The 16,063-nt window shown below is 43.2% G+C and carries 17 protein-coding genes; 8 read left to right on the forward strand and 9 right to left on the reverse strand.

The window, feature by feature from the left end; all coding sequences use genetic code 11:
* Positions 1–347: 347 nt before the first annotated feature.
* The 8 genes from ABWP14_RS10285 to ABWP14_RS10320 form a co-directional block, all read right to left on the reverse strand.
* Entirely contained in the window at positions 348–1,121 is a 774-nt protein-coding gene (locus tag ABWP14_RS10285; RefSeq protein WP_353202887.1) for a hypothetical protein, read from the reverse strand.
* 90 nt (positions 1,122–1,211) lie between these two features.
* Positions 1,212–1,973 (reverse strand): hypothetical protein, encoded by a 762-nt coding sequence (locus ABWP14_RS10290; RefSeq protein WP_353202888.1) that lies wholly within the window; start codon positions 1,971–1,973, stop codon positions 1,212–1,214.
* Between the two features lie 440 nt (positions 1,974–2,413).
* A complete protein-coding gene (locus ABWP14_RS10295; RefSeq protein WP_353202889.1) occupies positions 2,414–3,298 on the reverse strand; it encodes a M23 family metallopeptidase in 885 nt (294 codons plus the stop codon).
* Positions 3,299–3,315: 17 nt separating this feature from the next.
* Positions 3,316–4,536 carry a type II secretion system inner membrane protein GspF gene (gene gspF / locus ABWP14_RS10300; RefSeq protein ID WP_353202890.1) on the reverse strand — a complete coding sequence of 407 codons (1,221 nt, stop codon included), beginning with the start codon at positions 4,534–4,536 and terminating at the stop codon, positions 3,316–3,318.
* A 14-nt stretch (positions 4,537–4,550) separates the two neighbouring features.
* Positions 4,551–5,975 carry a GspE/PulE family protein gene (locus tag ABWP14_RS10305; RefSeq protein ID WP_353202891.1) on the reverse strand — a complete coding sequence of 475 codons (1,425 nt, stop codon included), beginning with the start codon at positions 5,973–5,975 and terminating at the stop codon, positions 4,551–4,553.
* A 2-nt stretch (positions 5,976–5,977) separates the two neighbouring features.
* The gene (gspD, locus tag ABWP14_RS10310; RefSeq protein ID WP_353202892.1) at positions 5,978–8,206 is read right to left on the reverse strand and encodes a type II secretion system secretin GspD; all 2,229 of its coding nucleotides are present in this window, start codon (positions 8,204–8,206) and stop codon (positions 5,978–5,980) included.
* A 42-nt stretch (positions 8,207–8,248) separates the two neighbouring features.
* Entirely contained in the window at positions 8,249–9,037 is a 789-nt protein-coding gene (gspN, locus tag ABWP14_RS10315; protein ID WP_353202893.1) for a type II secretion system protein N, read from the reverse strand.
* Positions 9,034–9,651, reverse strand: a complete 618-nt coding sequence (locus ABWP14_RS10320) for a hypothetical protein (protein ID WP_353202894.1) — start codon at positions 9,649–9,651, stop codon at positions 9,034–9,036. Before ABWP14_RS10320 ends, gspN begins: the two co-directional genes overlap by 4 nt.
* Before the next feature lie 177 nt (positions 9,652–9,828).
* On the opposite strand from ABWP14_RS10320, the gene ABWP14_RS10325 reads away from it, so the two are divergent.
* The 7 genes from ABWP14_RS10325 to gspL are packed head-to-tail and all read left to right on the forward strand — an operon-like array spanning position 9,829 to position 14,675.
* Complete coding sequence (locus ABWP14_RS10325; RefSeq protein ID WP_353202895.1) at positions 9,829–10,419, forward strand: hypothetical protein; 591 nt, start codon at positions 9,829–9,831, stop codon at positions 10,417–10,419.
* Between the two features lie 30 nt (positions 10,420–10,449).
* On the forward strand, positions 10,450–10,878 hold the full coding sequence (gene gspG / locus ABWP14_RS10330; RefSeq protein ID WP_502930179.1) for a type II secretion system major pseudopilin GspG: 429 nt from the start codon (positions 10,450–10,452) through the stop codon (positions 10,876–10,878).
* Complete coding sequence (locus ABWP14_RS10335) at positions 10,859–11,359, forward strand: prepilin-type N-terminal cleavage/methylation domain-containing protein (protein ID WP_353202918.1); 501 nt, start codon at positions 10,859–10,861, stop codon at positions 11,357–11,359. The genes gspG and ABWP14_RS10335 overlap by 20 nt, the downstream gene beginning before the upstream one ends.
* The gene (gene gspI / locus ABWP14_RS10340; protein WP_353202897.1) at positions 11,356–11,769 is read left to right on the forward strand and encodes a type II secretion system minor pseudopilin GspI; all 414 of its coding nucleotides are present in this window, start codon (positions 11,356–11,358) and stop codon (positions 11,767–11,769) included. The genes ABWP14_RS10335 and gspI overlap by 4 nt, the downstream gene beginning before the upstream one ends.
* On the forward strand, positions 11,766–12,380 hold the full coding sequence (locus ABWP14_RS10345) for a PulJ/GspJ family protein (protein ID WP_353202898.1): 615 nt from the start codon (positions 11,766–11,768) through the stop codon (positions 12,378–12,380). Before gspI ends, ABWP14_RS10345 begins: the two co-directional genes overlap by 4 nt.
* A gap of 1 nt (position 12,381) precedes the next feature.
* A complete protein-coding gene (gene gspK / locus ABWP14_RS10350) occupies positions 12,382–13,335 on the forward strand; it encodes a type II secretion system minor pseudopilin GspK (protein ID WP_353202899.1) in 954 nt (317 codons plus the stop codon).
* On the forward strand, positions 13,332–14,675 hold the full coding sequence (gene gspL, locus ABWP14_RS10355; protein WP_353202900.1) for a type II secretion system protein GspL: 1,344 nt from the start codon (positions 13,332–13,334) through the stop codon (positions 14,673–14,675). Before gspK ends, gspL begins: the two co-directional genes overlap by 4 nt.
* A gap of 20 nt (positions 14,676–14,695) precedes the next feature.
* Here gspL and ABWP14_RS10360 read toward each other — a convergent pair whose 3' ends face one another.
* Positions 14,696–15,679, reverse strand: a complete 984-nt coding sequence (locus ABWP14_RS10360; protein WP_353202901.1) for a YHYH protein — start codon at positions 15,677–15,679, stop codon at positions 14,696–14,698.
* A 95-nt stretch (positions 15,680–15,774) separates the two neighbouring features.
* Between ABWP14_RS10360 and ABWP14_RS10365 the strand changes: the two genes are divergently transcribed.
* Positions 15,775–16,011 (forward strand): hypothetical protein, encoded by a 237-nt coding sequence (locus ABWP14_RS10365; RefSeq protein ID WP_353202902.1) that lies wholly within the window; start codon positions 15,775–15,777, stop codon positions 16,009–16,011.
* Positions 16,012–16,063 lie beyond the last annotated feature (52 nt).

Raw genomic sequence — 16,063 nt, forward strand, 5'->3', positions numbered from 1 at the left:
CCTAAATTGACAGCAGTTCAAAATTGCTCGCTTGTTTTGACTGAGGGCCGAGAGTAATCAGGCCCAACAGTCATGCAGCCGCCTAAAAATAAGAGGGGAATTAAGCAAACATAATTAAGCTGATTTTTAGATGCCATTATTGAAGAATTCGAGAAACAGTCATGATTTTTTTGAAATGATATAAATCATCCAAATTAATAATAACCGAACTCTTCAACTAATAATTTCATACCCAGCATTCACCTATTGCCAACAGCCGTCAGCATTTAGATGCCTACAATAATCCCTCGTGCTGGCCTAAATAAACCGTCAAAACTGGGGGTCAGCTCAATTGAGTAATATTGACATTAATTCTGATAGGTTTCATAAACAGTCTGATCTCCCGCTCCCTTAGTAGCAATCGTTGTTGCTTGTACCTCTTTTTTGAGGGATGTTAGGGTATTGTTCGCATTGATACGGTAAGTTGTGATGCTGGTATAAATTAGCAACTCTGTTCCGTATACTTTTGCAGTATCGGTAGTGACCCACAAAAGCGTGGTGGCCGAATCCGCTTCAACTCTCCAGGTTCTGCTGCCATAAGTAGCAGGTCTTGATGAATCGCCGGTGTAGTCTTCATAGGTAGCCAAAGTGCCTGTAGTGCCAGCAGTAACTGAGGTTGGAGGGGCTGCTTGATTGGACCAGACAAGGCCTAGTGGATAACCATTTTTCGTGGCGCCACTCGTTATCGGGGTATAGTTTGTAGGGTCAAAATAAACCGGATTACTCGTAGTGCCGTTATAGCTGTAAAAACTTTTGCAAAACTCGTTAGAGCCAGCAACTAATGTGTCTATTTCAGATTCGTAAGAGATTAAAGCAGCTGCACCACTTAAGGTTTTCCCTGAGACCGTAGGGGATAAAGTCTGTTTTCTTGTTCCCTGACAGTAACCACTAACAGTACCCGATATTGTGCTTCCGCCCTTAACCCAGGTTGTATAGGCTGCATTTAAATTTAATGTCGGAGAGCTAGATGAAGAGCTATCTCCACCACCACATGCTGCCAACATAACAGTTGATAGAAGAGCTAAGCCCAGTTTGAGCTTAGTCGTTTTCAGTAGCTGTGACGTAGTTCCATTCAAAAACATTTTTTTATCCTATTATTTTTCGTTAATATGCTTACTTTTAAGAAGGCGACATTTTTTTGTAATTATTAGATGACTCACTTTGAGCTCACATCATTTCTGTTGATAGACCTCATCAATATTCTGATCGCCGTTACCTGTTAGTAATGCGGTTGGTTGTATATTTTTACGTAAGGGCGTTAATGTGTTGTCGGCATTGAGACGGTACCAAGTGGTTTGGTTAAAAAGCAATTGATCGCCAATAGACGTATATGCTTTATTGTTCGTAATAAACAACAAGGTGGTTGGGGTATCTGCCCTAACTTCCCAGGTCTGAATACCTGTAGCTACAGGTATTCCTTTTTCAAAGGAAATAGTGTTAAACCATTTGCCCGATGATCCATCAGAAACTGAAGTTGGGAAGGGAAGTTGGTTTTGGTACACCGTAGTAGGCGGATTGCTGCCGCTACTGATTGGAACTAGAGTCTTGGGATCATAATAACCTGTGTACTTTACCTGACTAATATTATTGCTACCATAAAATGACTTGCAAAATTCATTAGAGTTGGCAGCCATGGTATCGAGCTCATATTCGTTAAAAAGTAGTGCCGATTTACCATCGAGAGTTGTTCCTGAGTATGTTGGACTCAAAGTAAATACTCTGGTGCCTTGGCAGTAACCGCTAATCGTACCCGTTACTGAGCTACCTCCTATAGTATGTTTTTCATAGGCTGCATTTAAATTTAATGTCAGAGAGCTAGTTGAAGAGCTATCTCCACCACCACATGCTGCCAACAAAGCTGTTGATAGAAGAGCTAAGCCCAGTTTAATATTAGCCGTTTTAAGTGGCTGTGACGTAGCTCCATTCAAAAACATTTTTTTATCCGATTATTTTTCGTTTGCGTGGCAACTTTTGCAGCATTGTTATTCTGATTATCAGGTGACAGGCTAACATCCAAAATTACCAAATACACCAGATGTTGCGTCCACATATAGGTCAGCAAGGGATGGCTTGAGAGCCACATGTTTAATAGCTCTGATGATTTTTTTTCAATACTATTTTTACTGTCCACATTTTTTGATAGCACTACTCAAAAATCCTCATAAATAATGAGTGATCTATATCGACAAGTCTTTGAATCCGTTGGACGTGGGCCTATATTGATAGCCGTTTAGTAGCAGGGTGCAATGCGCCTGCAAATCCGCCACTAGCTATTGATCTGAAAATAGCTAGAACTTTCAACGCCTTTGATATGAGGAAAAATGTTTGCTTTATGAGGTAAATAAAGCTGTTAAGGCCAAGCGCAGCAAAAACTTTAGCTGGCTGGTATTCCATTGCGCAATACCTCGTAATGCAGATGTGGACCTGTCGATCGTCCAGTTGATCCTGATTTGCCAATCACTTGCGATTTCTTTACTGCCTGACCTACTTGTACTGATAGCTCTTGTGCATGGGCGTAACGCGTAACGTATCCATTAGGGTGTCTTACTTCCACCATATTTCCATAGTCACCGCCCCACCCGGCTTTAATCACAATGCCATTAGCGGTTGCCAAGATGGGTGTCCCTATTAGCGCTGGAAAATCGGTTCCGTCATGCCAAGCAAGTTGATTCGTAAAGGGATCAATGCGATACCCTAATCCACTTGAGGCTGCCACTTCAAATGGGAGGGGCAATCCAGAAGGCGAGTTCTTAAGAGCAACTTGAGTTTGCGTAAAGGCTTTGCGCAACTCTGAGACCTGAGCGCTTAAACCAATCGATTGCTCTAAGGTGCGGTCTAATCTGATTCCATAGGAATCTTGGTCAGAATCCAATTGACGCACCAGCCTTAAGGGACCCCCTTGTGCAGCAGATACATCAGAAGAGACGGAGGAACTATCTGAATTAGTAAAATTCTTTAACTTTTCCTTTAATGCTGCTAGTTGGTCTAAATTAATCTGGGCTTCTTCTAGGCGTGCCTGTAATTCATGTAACTTACGCTCGTAATCAGAGTCTTTAAGGAAAGTTGTTTTTACATCTAAGCTATTAGAGTGCTTGATAAAAAGAACTGTATCGCGTGTTTGATTGATGATTGAGGCAATCATCCAATTGATTCCCACTAGGAACAGTAGCATTACTATCAAACCGATGACGATTTGCCGCTTTGATAGTTGAAACTCTCTCACTGGAGCAGTGGGACTAGTCATTAATAATATTTGCATATTGCCTCGCTTACTGATCAACGGATCGACGAATTCATTTCTAAAATAGGTTGCATTACTGCCATCACAATTCCTAATACCAAAAGGCCCATTAACAAAATGAGGATTGGCTCTAAAAGACTGGTGAAAATTTTGGTCTTTTGCTCTGCCTCAAGTTCTGCATTTTCTGCGCTGTACTTGAGCATTTCACCTAATTTTCCCGATGCTTCTCCCGAGCGAATCAAGTGAATCAAAATGGGTGAGAACACGCCCTGACTACCCAGTGCGCGAGACAAACTGGAGCCCTCACGCAGGCGTACCTCAGTCGAATCGATTGCTTCACGCAGAACATAATTGCTTAAAGTATTGCGCCCACTTTTGAGGGCTGCCAAGATCGGCACATTAGCGCTTACCAGCATTGCCATCGTATTTGCAAATCGCGCTGTTTCAAATCCCAGCAGTAATGGACCCAATACCGGTAGATTCAGAACAAAACGATCAAAACCCAAACGAATATCGCTCCGCTGGAGTGCCTTTCTAGCAAAATAAATGCTAGCTGCAATAACAATCACCAATAACCATCCCCAATCGACTAAGAAATTAGAGAATCCCAGAACAAACCGGGTGGTGAATGGCAAAGTCTGTTTAGTGCTCTGAAATACTCTTGCAATTTGTGGCACTACATAGGTCATCAGAAATAAAATCACCATAAAGGAAACGCCAGTCAACATCGCTGGGTAAGCTAAGGCGGCCAATGCTTTTTGTTTTAAGGCTTGGCGCTTTTCTAAGAACTCTGCCAGCTGGGTCAGCACTTTACCCATCATTCCAGATTGTTCTGCAGCCGCAACTACACCCTGATACAGCGGATCAAAGCTTTGTTCTTGAGTGGCAATTGCCTGCGATAAAGATAAACCAGAGCGTAATTCAGAAACAACTGATTGCAATACATACTTAACATGCTTTTTAGAGCTTTCATCTGACAAGATCGTTAGCGCTTCATCAATTTGTACGCCGGAGCGCACCAGTAAAGCAAACTGCTTAGTGATCAATGAGAGTTCATTGCGAGTAAGGGGTTTATTCTCAGAAAAAAAGTATTGCCAAAAATAGGTCTTACCCCACTGCGTTTCGGGCTCAATACTGACTGGCACCAATTGCTTTAGTAGCAACTGCTGGCGGATCGCACGAATGCTGTCGCCCTCCGCAGTTCCACGCTCGCTTTTACCGGCATAGGTTAGTGCTTCAAAACGATAGCGTGCCATATGGATGTAGTTCGCTAATCTAATTGAACCGCGCCAGTAACGCGCAACATCTCTTCAACAGTCGACTGCCCAGAATCAACCCATCGTTGACAATCCTCAGCAAGACTTCTCATACCATTCACAGCGGCCTGCTTACGAATCTCACTTTCTGCAGCCCGATTGTGAATCAGTTCTTTAATGGTCTCATTCGTGCTCATTAATTCATATATGCCAGCCCTACCACTGTAGCCTGATTCACCACAACTCGTACATCCTGCGCCTTGACAGGCTTGGCACTTCAAGCGAACTAATCGCTGACCTAAAACACCGAGTAATGTGGAAGACAATAAAAAGGGTTCAATGCCCATATCAATTAATCGCGTTACGGCTGAAGGAGCATCATTGGTATGTAGAGTTGCCAGGACTAAGTGACCTGTGAGAGAGGCCTGCACAGCAATCTGAGCCGTTTCAATATCGCGTATCTCCCCTATCATCACAATGTCAGGATCTTGGCGCAAAATAGCCCTCAATGCTCTAGCAAAGCTCATATCAATACGAGAATTCACTTGAGTTTGACCAATGCCATCCAAGTTGTACTCAATGGGATCTTCCACCGTCATAATATTGTTGGTTTTATTGCGCAGTCGTAACAAGGCACCATATAAAGTAGTTGTTTTTCCACTGCCAGTTGGGCCAGTGACCAAAACAATGCCATGAGGGCGGTGAATCAGTTGATCAAAGCTAGTAAAAGTATCATCTGCCATTCCAAGCGTTTTCAAATCTAAACGCTCGTAGTTCTTTTCCAATAAACGCATGACGACCCGCTCGCCATGCGATGTAGGTAAGGTGGATACCCGAATATCAATTGCTTTTCCACCGATGCGGAGCGAGATTCGCCCATCTTGTGGCATACGCTTCTCAGCAATATCTAGAGAGGCCATGATTTTGATACGAGATACTAATGCAGCATGCAAGTCTCTACGCATATCTACAATATCGCGCAGATTTCCATCAACCCTAAAGCGTACAACCGACTTGCGTTCAAATGCCTCTAAATGAATATCAGACGCTTCAGCATGAATTGCTTGCTTTAAGATGCTGTTGATCATACGAATGACAGGTGCATCATCGTTGGCTTCTAGTAAATCCATAGAGACAGGCATCTCTTGTAATAAGCGAGATAAATCTAGCGTATCTTCAACCTCATCCAGTACCTGAGATGCATCTAAATCGCCCTGTGAATAGGTGGCATTGATAGCCTCCATCACCTCATCACTTGACTTCTCAACTCGCTTAACGGAACCCACGATGCGACATATCTCATGAAGAATAGATAGATCTGTTACGGGGCTATGCACTAAGGTAAAAACATCTTTTTCCTGACCAGCAGCATCACTGATAGATTGCCTCTTCAGCAAGACTTGATGATCTCTAGCGTAAGCAAAAGGGATGCGCAACATGATTACTGAGTAGGCACAGTATTCGTTGCAGCACCAGACGGTCCAGGCGCTGGGGGACGAGACATTGCTGGATTGGTATTAATAGTATTGGCTGGCAATCTTGGTGGAATGAGTGGCACTTCAGCTTCACTAATATTTGGCATATTAGTTTCTTTAGGGAGAAGCATTGGCAATTGCTTAAATTGGTCTTCTTTGCCCTGCATGACACTTAAGCGATTATTTGTAATTTCATCTGCTTGGTTCCTATCCCGTAAAACATAAGGGCGTATGAAAACCAATAGATTTCTCTTTACCCGGTTCTTATTGTCATACCGAAATAATTGACCAAGCAAGGGGATGCTACTCAAAAATGGAATGCCACTAGATCCATCGGCGTATTCATCAGAAATCAATCCACCCAAAACCACCATCTGCCCATCATCCACTAAGACATTCGATTCAATATTGCGTTTATTCAGAACTACGCCAGATGTAGTTTGCGCTGCAACCGAAGATACCTCTTGATAGATCTGCATTTTGACAATGCCGTTATCAGAAATTTGCGGTTTAACCCTTAAAAGAATGCCAACGTCCTGACGAACGTAAGTCTGAAATGGTGTCACGGTTGAAGTAGATCCGGTAGTTGAATAAGAGCCAGTCAAAATTGGCACATTTTGACCCACAATAATGCGCGCTTCTTCGTTGTCTAAAGTAATCAAATTAGGTGTAGACAAAATATTGGTGCCAGATGCGGTTTGTAAGGCCCTGACTAAGGCTGACATTGCATAGACACCATTAAAGCGACTTATTAAACCTAAATTCAAACCAGGTGCTGGGGCAACTGGCACAGCACCAGTATTTGCCGCGTTATTCGCAATGGCATTGACGTTTTGATTGAGACCTAAAATATTGCCTCCAGGCCCTTGATTCTGTCCAGGAGTGCCAAAATTGGTGCTACCAAATCCGACGTTTTGATTACCTGACCCCAATAAGAAATTCCATTGGATTCCTAGCTCTGCAGCGGTTTCATTACTAACCTCCACAATCAGTGATTCAATATAGACCTGATTACGTCGCAGATCTAATTGATCAATCACTTGTCTGAGACTGCGATACAAAGGCTCGCTACCAGTAATCAAAATAGAATTCGTTGCCGGTTCAGCCTGAATAAAGCCCCCAATATTAGGATTGCTAGAGCTAGTTAAAGCAGAGGTAGCCAAGTTAGCGCCAGCACCTGGCTGTCCTGCAGTCTGAGGGATAGCGCCAGGATTTTGCTGGGGGTTACTCGCTAATGCAGGTGGAGTATTGCTTGAGCTGGCCACTTGGGCAGATAAAGCAGCATCCGCAGCAACCAGAGCTCGTAAGGTAACGGCTAATTTGCTGGCTTCCGCATTCTTTAAGGGCACCACCCAAATATTTCCGTTTTTATTACCAGGCACATCTAATCTAGCTACCAAAATACGAACTTGCCTCACGCGCTCAGCACTTGAACTACGAATCAAAATAGCGTTCGTACGTGGCTCAGAAAGAATCATGGTTTTTAATGCGGGATCTGCAGCGCCAGCTATTCCGGTATCTAAAACTTTATTGAGAATCGCTGCAATATCACTTGAGAATGCATATTGCAATTTGATTGTTTGCACTTCCGTTGAGGTTGGTGCATCAATTGATTCAATTAAAGTAGCAATTCTTTGAATATTACTGGCGTAATCCGTCACAACAATCGTGTTATTTCCAGGATAGGCATTGATCGTATTGTTTGGGGATACTAATGGACGTAAGACTGGCAATAAATTATTTGCTGACTCATAGTTCAGCTTAAATATACGGGTAATAATTTGATCGCCCTCTTGCTTGCCTTTTCCAGTCATAACGGAAGTACTTACCAGCTTGGCATCAGCTTGGGTAACCACCCGATACATGCCATTGGTTTCTACTAAAGCAAAGCCTGCCGTGCGCAAGGCAGTTGATAAAGAATCGAGCGCCTTGGTCTTGGTTACCGGTTTGTTTGTAATGAGGGTAATGGTGCCTTTGACTTGTGGATCGACCAAGATGGTTTGTCCGGTTGCCTTGGCAATAACACTAGCGACTGATTCAATATCAGCGTTATTAAAAGAAAGTGAGACAGTAGCTTGCTCAACTGCAGCTCCAGAATTGGAGTTCGTCAGATTTTGCGCCATCACTCCTGGTAAGAGGATGAATTGATTACATAGGCAGCACAGCAGAAATTGCAAAAGATAATGTTTCTTCATAGGTGCTTTTATAGAATTAGGCATGCTGTTTCATTTCATCCGCTAATATTGCATGCGATAAGTATCGCCATCTTTTCTTCCCAGCAAGGATAGTAACCCTATCAAAGATTCTTCCACCTCAGGTGCAGCCCAAGCCCCTCCCGCAAAATGTAAGCCTGGCTTAGTATCCGAATCCGCCGTGCCTTTACCCTTTAGTAATAGAGGGCCTGCTACAGTAGCCAGCTCAAAGGAAGTTCCAGTCTGGGCAAGATTAGCCTTAATCTCGTAGCTCCCCAGTGGCTTCACAGCACTAATAGGGCTAGATAAATTGGTAATATTAATTCTGACAGACCCAGATGTATCTGCGCCTTTTTTAAGCTCACTCCAATATGCTGATAATTGGCCACGAGGACGAAGAGTACTCCAAGGATTACCAAAGGCTTCAAGGATGGATGCTGGTAAAACAATTTCTCCACTTCCTACTTTAATCTGGTTTGGATAGGCATAAATCGTCAGGGGTTTATCTAGCCCAACAAATTGAATATCAACTTGGCACTGACCCTGCATCAAACTGCATTGGGATTTCCAAGAAAATCTCTCAGTAATCGCTACTGGCTCACGGCAGCCACCGCCCACTAAGTTTGGCTCAGAGAATCCCAGTGCAGCACTCCCATCCCAAATGCTGCCGATAGTTTGATGCATAGTTACGCGACATGCAGATTGATTGGCCAATAAGCCACTCATAATGCTGGCAGGCATTTGCTGAATGACTATAGCGAGTACAACAGCAAATATGACAAGCCAAAATATTTTGTGCGATTTTTCAGAAGGTGAGCTTAGCGTGATCTTCATTTTTTAAGGCTGCTCTCGATGGCGGAGAGATTTAATGTGGCATTGGGATTGCTAGATTGCCTTAATGTTGCACTAACATTGACTACTGCTATTGCAGACGTAGAGCTCACCTCAACTCGCTCGGGGTATAAATGCCAGGTAGCACGCAACTCTTCCAATACATCAACAACACTTGAAAATAATACATCGCTTGCTTGAATCTCGATACGCGGTGGATTTTCAAGACTCAACCTTAAGACATTTGGCTTAATACGTTTTGACTGCAAGATCGTTCGTATCTTTTGCAATTCAGCATCGTCTATGGGTTCAATGGTGTTTTGCTGTACCTGATTTGTTTTAGATAACTTGATGAGGTTTTCCAGTTGAGCCCATTGCGTAGGACGCAAGGATGTCCGACCCTCTAAATCTCGCATGTAAGGTAAGACCCAAAAATCTAAACATAGCCAAACTAGAGCGAAAGTACAAAATACTCCTATTAAAGGATGTAGTCTATTTGAAAGTTTGGGGCTCTTAAAGTCTCCCAAGACCCTTCTTAGCCGACTGCGTAAAGCAGGCAAAGAGACATGGCCCCAGCGGGTGGCAACTTTCACAAAATTTTGGGAGGTTAGTTTCACAAAAATCTGGTCCTGAGGTCAATTAAACCCTCGACACTTTTCTAAAAATGACATTCTGTATAGTACTATAGAAGACCATTACCACTACCGCTGAAGAGGCAAAAAATGGGGTTTGCGCCATTAAAATGGCTGGTTTATAAAAATGCCACTGGCTACCTTGAGAGAGGAAAGAAAATTTTGAAACGATTACAGGCGCTTATTCTGGATAAGTTAAGCGATACCAAAACTCAATTTGATTGGCGTCTGCGCCAATCGAAAGGCGTAATGGAAAAGAATGTAATCGTGTTTACTGGTGTAACACCAATTCGGGTAAGTCAAGCGCTTAGCTATGTTTTTATATGCCTTACTTTGGCATCTACTGCATATTGGTTGATGCATATTTTACAAATTCCTAGTCCAGCAGATAGCGTACTAAAGAATTTCAAAGGTACTACTCTATATACCAACCAAAATATTAATATAAGCTATCCCCTTTTTGGTAGTAAACCTATTGGCACAGACAATATCATTTTGCGCGGAGTAGTCGTTACTGAAAAAAATAAGGGCGGCATTTACCAAGGCTTCGCCCTATTTGATATCGACGGTAAACCAACCGGCGCAATCGCCGTTGGGGAAACGATGGGCAGAGGACTAGCATTACAAGCAATAGACCCTGAAACAGCAACCTTACTATATCAAGGAAAAGAAATGAACTTTTCTATCCAAAAGAGTAAAAAAGAAAAGATTCCGTCAAGTAGAGATTCAGAAATGAATCAATCTAGAAAATAGATTTACGAAAATAAATAGCCAATGGTCAATATGCAATTAAATATTCGAAATAAAGAAGCAGGCTTTACCTTGATTGAAATCATGGTGGTGATTGCCATCATCGGCATCTTAGCTACCTTGATCGTCCCTCGAATCATGGGGCGTCCTGATGAGGCTCGGGCTACTGCTGCAAAACATGATCTCGGCACCATCAATCAAGCCCTTAAATTGTATCGTTTGGATATTGGTCGCTACCCCAGCACTGAGCAAGGTCTAAATGCACTGGTTACCAGGCCCAGCGCAGAACCAGTTCCACAGAACTGGAAAACTGGTGGTTATCTAGACTCATTGCCGAATGATCCATGGGGACATCCCTATCAATATGCCAATCCAGGAACTAAAGGTGAGATTGATATCTATAGTTACGGGGCAGATAAAAAACCAGGCGGCACTGGTGCAGATGCAGATATTGGTATCTAAAGAAGAGAAAGCTCATTCTCTATCAGCCCCCTCTGCAGAAGGTGGCTTTTCTTTAATTGAGATGTTGCTAGTATTAACAGTTGTAGCCATCTTATTAGCTGTTGCTGTATTAGCTATACCAAATCATGATGAGCGTACTTGGCGAAATAATTTAGATCAATTAGTCGCATCACTCAATGCTGCTCAGGATGAAAGCCAAACCACTGGCATTCCAATGCGAGTCGAGATTAATGAATCTGGATGGCGCTTTAGCAAGTCCGATCCTATGGCTCAAGCTAAAGATTCTAATCAGCCCCCTACCTTTATTCCTGATGCCTATAAAGCCCAGGCCTGGTCAAAAGCAGTCATTATTGAACCATTGCAACTCAATTTAGGCGCTGAATATGTCGCCGAAGTAATGCGTACCTCCATACAGCAAGAGAAACGCTCAGCAACTTTAATACGCTCTAGCGATGGCCACTTCAACTGGTCTTCGCCATGAATCAAAAGGTACTTCATAAAAAGAATGGCTTTGCCCTGATTGAAGTTCTAGTGGGCATGATGGTGTTGAGCATTGCGCTGATTGCAGCCCTTCGAGCAGTGGCACTGAGTGCAGATACGCAATTTGCAGTAACTCAGCGGACGATGGCAATCTGGAGTGCTGATAATTCCTTAAATGAAATTCGGATGAATCGAGTTTGGCCAGAAGTGGGTACAAGTACTTTTAGCTGTCCTCAAGCCAACTTGGTATTAGTCTGCCAACGCAAGGTAATCGATACGCCTAACCCCTCTTTTAGACGGGTAGAGATAACTGTTTTTATGGCCGATCAAGCTAACAGCACCCAAGTCAATGGCCCCCGTCTAGCATGGTTAGTAACAGTCGTTCCCAACCTAAACGCTGGTGCCCTATGAAGCAAAAGACAGTAACAGCAGCTGATGCTGGTTTTACTCTAATCGAGGTGATGGTAGCCATGATCATCATGGCTGTTGTTGGGCTTCTCGCCTGGCAAGGTATGGATGCCATGCTCCGCAGCAAAGAAAATATCGAGGGGCGAGCTAAACAAGATGCAGTCTATTTTCAATTAGTGCGTCAATTCGAGCGCGACTGTCAAGAAATGATACCGAGCGCCGAATTAAATGTTCCACAGTATTCTGCTGGAGCAAAGAATATCTGGTGGTTACGTCAGCACAATGAGGCTAAACAACCCAGTTGGGTAGTGATTGGTTATGGAGTGACCCAAATCGGTCTACAACGATGGATAAGTCGCCCGCTGACGAATAAATCGGATGCCTTGGCAATATGGCAACCATTCATACGAGATCCTGATCTCACTTCAAGCGATATGAAAATCAGCCTCGAGGTTCCAGAAATCATTACCCAGCAGGTCAGTGTCATTACCAATGCACCATTACCAGGTAAAGGTGTGGATACACCCCTTTTTGCTGGGCTCAATATACGCTGGGGGCTGAAAAACCTTCCTTTTCCTATTACTAGATCGTGTTTAGCTGGTGCGAGTCTATAGCATGATCGATCCTAATAAACCGCTACCACCTCAGACAGAGAGAGGCTCTGCGACAGTGACAGCGCTGATTGTGGTTGGGGTCGCAGCAGTTGTGATCAGCAGTTTGATATGGCGCCAACAATTACAAATTCGCAATATCGAAACCACTCGCGATAAAACCCAAGCGCAATGGCTACAACACGGCATGATCGATTTTGCGAGACTCGTATTAACCCAAGATTTACGTACTAGCCAAGCCGATCATTTGGGAGAGGCTTGGTCTCTTCCCTTAAGCGATAGCAAAGTGGCTGATTTTTTAAAGAATGTTGACATCCCAGATGAACTGCAAGCTGTGACAGTCAATGGTGGAATAACAGACGCACAAGGCTTATTCAACCTGACCAATCTTTGGAACGCTAATTTCCAAAGTAATGCCAATGGCGTACTTGCCTATTCACGACTCCTTATCGCCTTAGGCTTCAATTCCAATCTGGCACAACAAACCGCTCAAATTGTTCAAGACAGACAGATGACATTCAATGATGTTAGCGACTTAATAGGTATACCCGGTTATAGCGCAACAATGATTCAAACATTACGCTCCTATGTATCAGTGTTACCGAACCCCACCACCATCAATATCAATACTGCTCCAGCCGAGGTCTTAATGGCTGCCTTTGCTGGCTTGACCCGCTCTTCAGCGAATAGCATTGTGCAAAATCGATCCGGCTCACCTGCTAAAAGTTTGACGGATATCAATAGCCTTTTAATGCGCTCTGGCGCAGGATCTAGTGTGACGGTAGATGCAAGTCTAATAAATATTAATTCTCAGTATTGGCTTGCATCCTCTGAAGTCAATCTAGGAAGTAGCATTTTTAAGAGTTCCAGCTTAATTCAGAGATCATTGAGTCCAATGGCCTTAGGCAACTATACTCAGGTTGTTTGGAATAGAACTAACAGGATATTGTCAGAATGAGTCTATTGATTATTCATTGCCCTCTCAAGCCGCTTTTCGAAGCAGCTAGCACTGATGACGGCTTTAATGCTCAAAAAGAAGCTTTTGAGTGGTGCTTGTGCGAAACCAACGCATTACATGCCACCATTCAATCATCTGGAACAGGAACTGTTGAATCAATGCCTTATGCCGATGAAGCTTTGGTATTAATGCCAACTCTAGACGTTAGACTGATGGAGAAAAAGGTTCCACTAGTAAAAGCTAAGAAATTACAGCAGGTCCTCCCTAGCCTGATTGAAGATGAGCTATTAGGTGATATTGAAAGCACTGTAATTTATGCTTTGCCTCAGCTACCTGGACAAGCAGGATCCCAAAGAACGCTTGCGGTCATGAATAAATCTTGGTTGCATTGGCTGGTTCGAGAGCTTGATCATATTCTGACGCCTCGTGTCCGCATGATCCCAGATTGTCTGATCATGCCCTTACAAAATACGAGCACAAACCTACAAGAACCCTTGAGTTCTTGTGTTGCTTTTCAAAGAAGTGATGCTGCAGTCATTTATACATGGCATAAGACAGAGCAGCTTGGAGTCGCCTGGATTGAAGAATCGGAAGAAGTGGTATTGCCTAGTCGCTTACAAGATATCAAGCCAATAGCATGGTCATGGGACTGGATGACTCCAAGCGCCTTTACTTTTAGCCGCCGCACTGATATTGCAGCAGCAAGCTTAAATTTATTACATGCTGAATTTGGTGTGCGCAAGCCATCCAAAAAATCTACCCTGAATTGGTTTTCCAACTCAGGACAGCAATTACAAACACCGCTTAGCAAAACCATTTCCTGGTTGGATCGCAGCTTATGGACAAAACCTATCATCTGGGCTCAATATGCTGTGAGTAGTATTGTTTTGGGTGCGGGAATATATACCTCTTGGCTCGCTGTAGATAATTGGCGCTGGGGTCGAAATATTGATATCTCTGCTGCACAATTTTTGGCGCCTGAAACAATTGGCTTACTTGCTCAAAATAAAAACACCGACTCGATTGCCCTAGCCTTCACCAAACAGTTAACCAATGAAGCACGCCATAAAGGCCTGCCTACTGATGCCGACTTCATCGCTATGACTGGCAAACTCCAGCAACTCAAGACCGCACTTGGAAAAGGCTCTATAGACAAAATGGAGTACGACGGCTACCGCATTGATTTTGAATTTAAGGCAGGCGGAGAAGTACTCAGTGCTGCCGATGTCATTGGTAAAGCACAATCCTTGGGCTTGATGGTTACCGACCTTGGAAATAACCGTTACAGACTTCAACCTTATGCAGGATTAGGTTCCGATAACGTTAATTCTAAGCTGTAAAAAAGCAATATTACTTTTACCTAAGAATTAACCAATACTTTTTTGAGACTACGTTTATTTACTTCGAAAGCCAGTTTATTTGTAATTTTTAGAGATGGCTTAACAGACAAAGCTGGACTTGTACAAATTGCCAAAGTCTGAGCTAGAGCTACTTGAGCAGTTGTAATGACACCACCATAACAGGGCAATGAGGCACGTAATGAAGTAACACCTTCAGGCAAAACATAGTGATAAATGCCATTGGGAAATTCTGGAGTTGGACTAGTGATACCGTTGCATTGATCAAGTTGTGATATACTAATCACATTGCCACTTATATCGCGCCCACCATATACAGGATAGCCGTCAAGAGCTACGCCAATAATATGCGAAGGCCCATTTACTAAATCAACTAATGATGTAACGCAAGGTGAGTTTGCATGGTAGTGATATTGTCCACCTGCAGTCGTTTGTCCTGGCCGAGGAGCATAGTGGGCATTACAATTATCTAAAAAATAGGCAGTTGTTCCATCTGGCGCTGGATAGGATACATTGTCACTCATGGCTGCAATACCCGTTGCCTCAGCGCCATTAAAAAGATTTCCCCCTGAAATCATCACTCCAACAGTTCCAAGATTGGTGGCTGTTGTTGTGTTTGCTTTCGTTGGGCAGATATTAAATGTAAGAATAGTTGGGGTTGCAGTTCTGGTATTAGGCTGAAGACTAAGATTACCAACTTGGTTGGTTGCTACTGTCGTTGGGTATCCAGCATTTGTAGGTGCCAAATAATAAGTTGCCATCGCATGAGAAGGGAGATCATTAGAGGTAATAGTCATAGTGCAATCACCCGAATAGGTAACTGTAGTATTAGATTGCCACTTAGCTTGCTGATAACCAGCCTTTAATGAGGTTCCAACACTTGAGCTTGATGAGCCACCTGAGCTCGATCCACCTCCACAAGATATTAGGCTTAATAAAAATAGTAGTGGCGCGAGTCTGATTAAGACAGGGATTTTGCTATTCATAATATATTGTCTTGGCTAGTGTAATAAATCTCATCTATAAAAAAAGTTAATTCTATATTTGCAGATTTCACAATTTTTGTCAAGCAGGCTGTTATTTGACAGGCTTTGGTGAAGTTACTTCAGGAAGTGGCGCCTTAGGTGCTCTTGTCAATGTTGCAAGAATACCTACTGGTTTTACTAGCACACCAGTATGGGTATCAGTCGCTGTTCCTGGCGCCACGACTCAGGATTCAAATACCGTTTATCAAAACAATCTTTTAGGTACCTTCTCGCCTGGCCCACTCTCATTAAATGGTTATGTAGCCAATGGTCCTTTAAGTTCAATTAAATAATAAGTGCAGATGAGTTCTACATTGGCCTCGAGCAATGCAGAACTCATCAAGT

Source organism: Polynucleobacter sp. (assembly GCF_040400325.1).
In the GTDB taxonomy this organism is placed as follows: domain Bacteria; phylum Pseudomonadota; class Gammaproteobacteria; order Burkholderiales; family Burkholderiaceae; genus Polynucleobacter.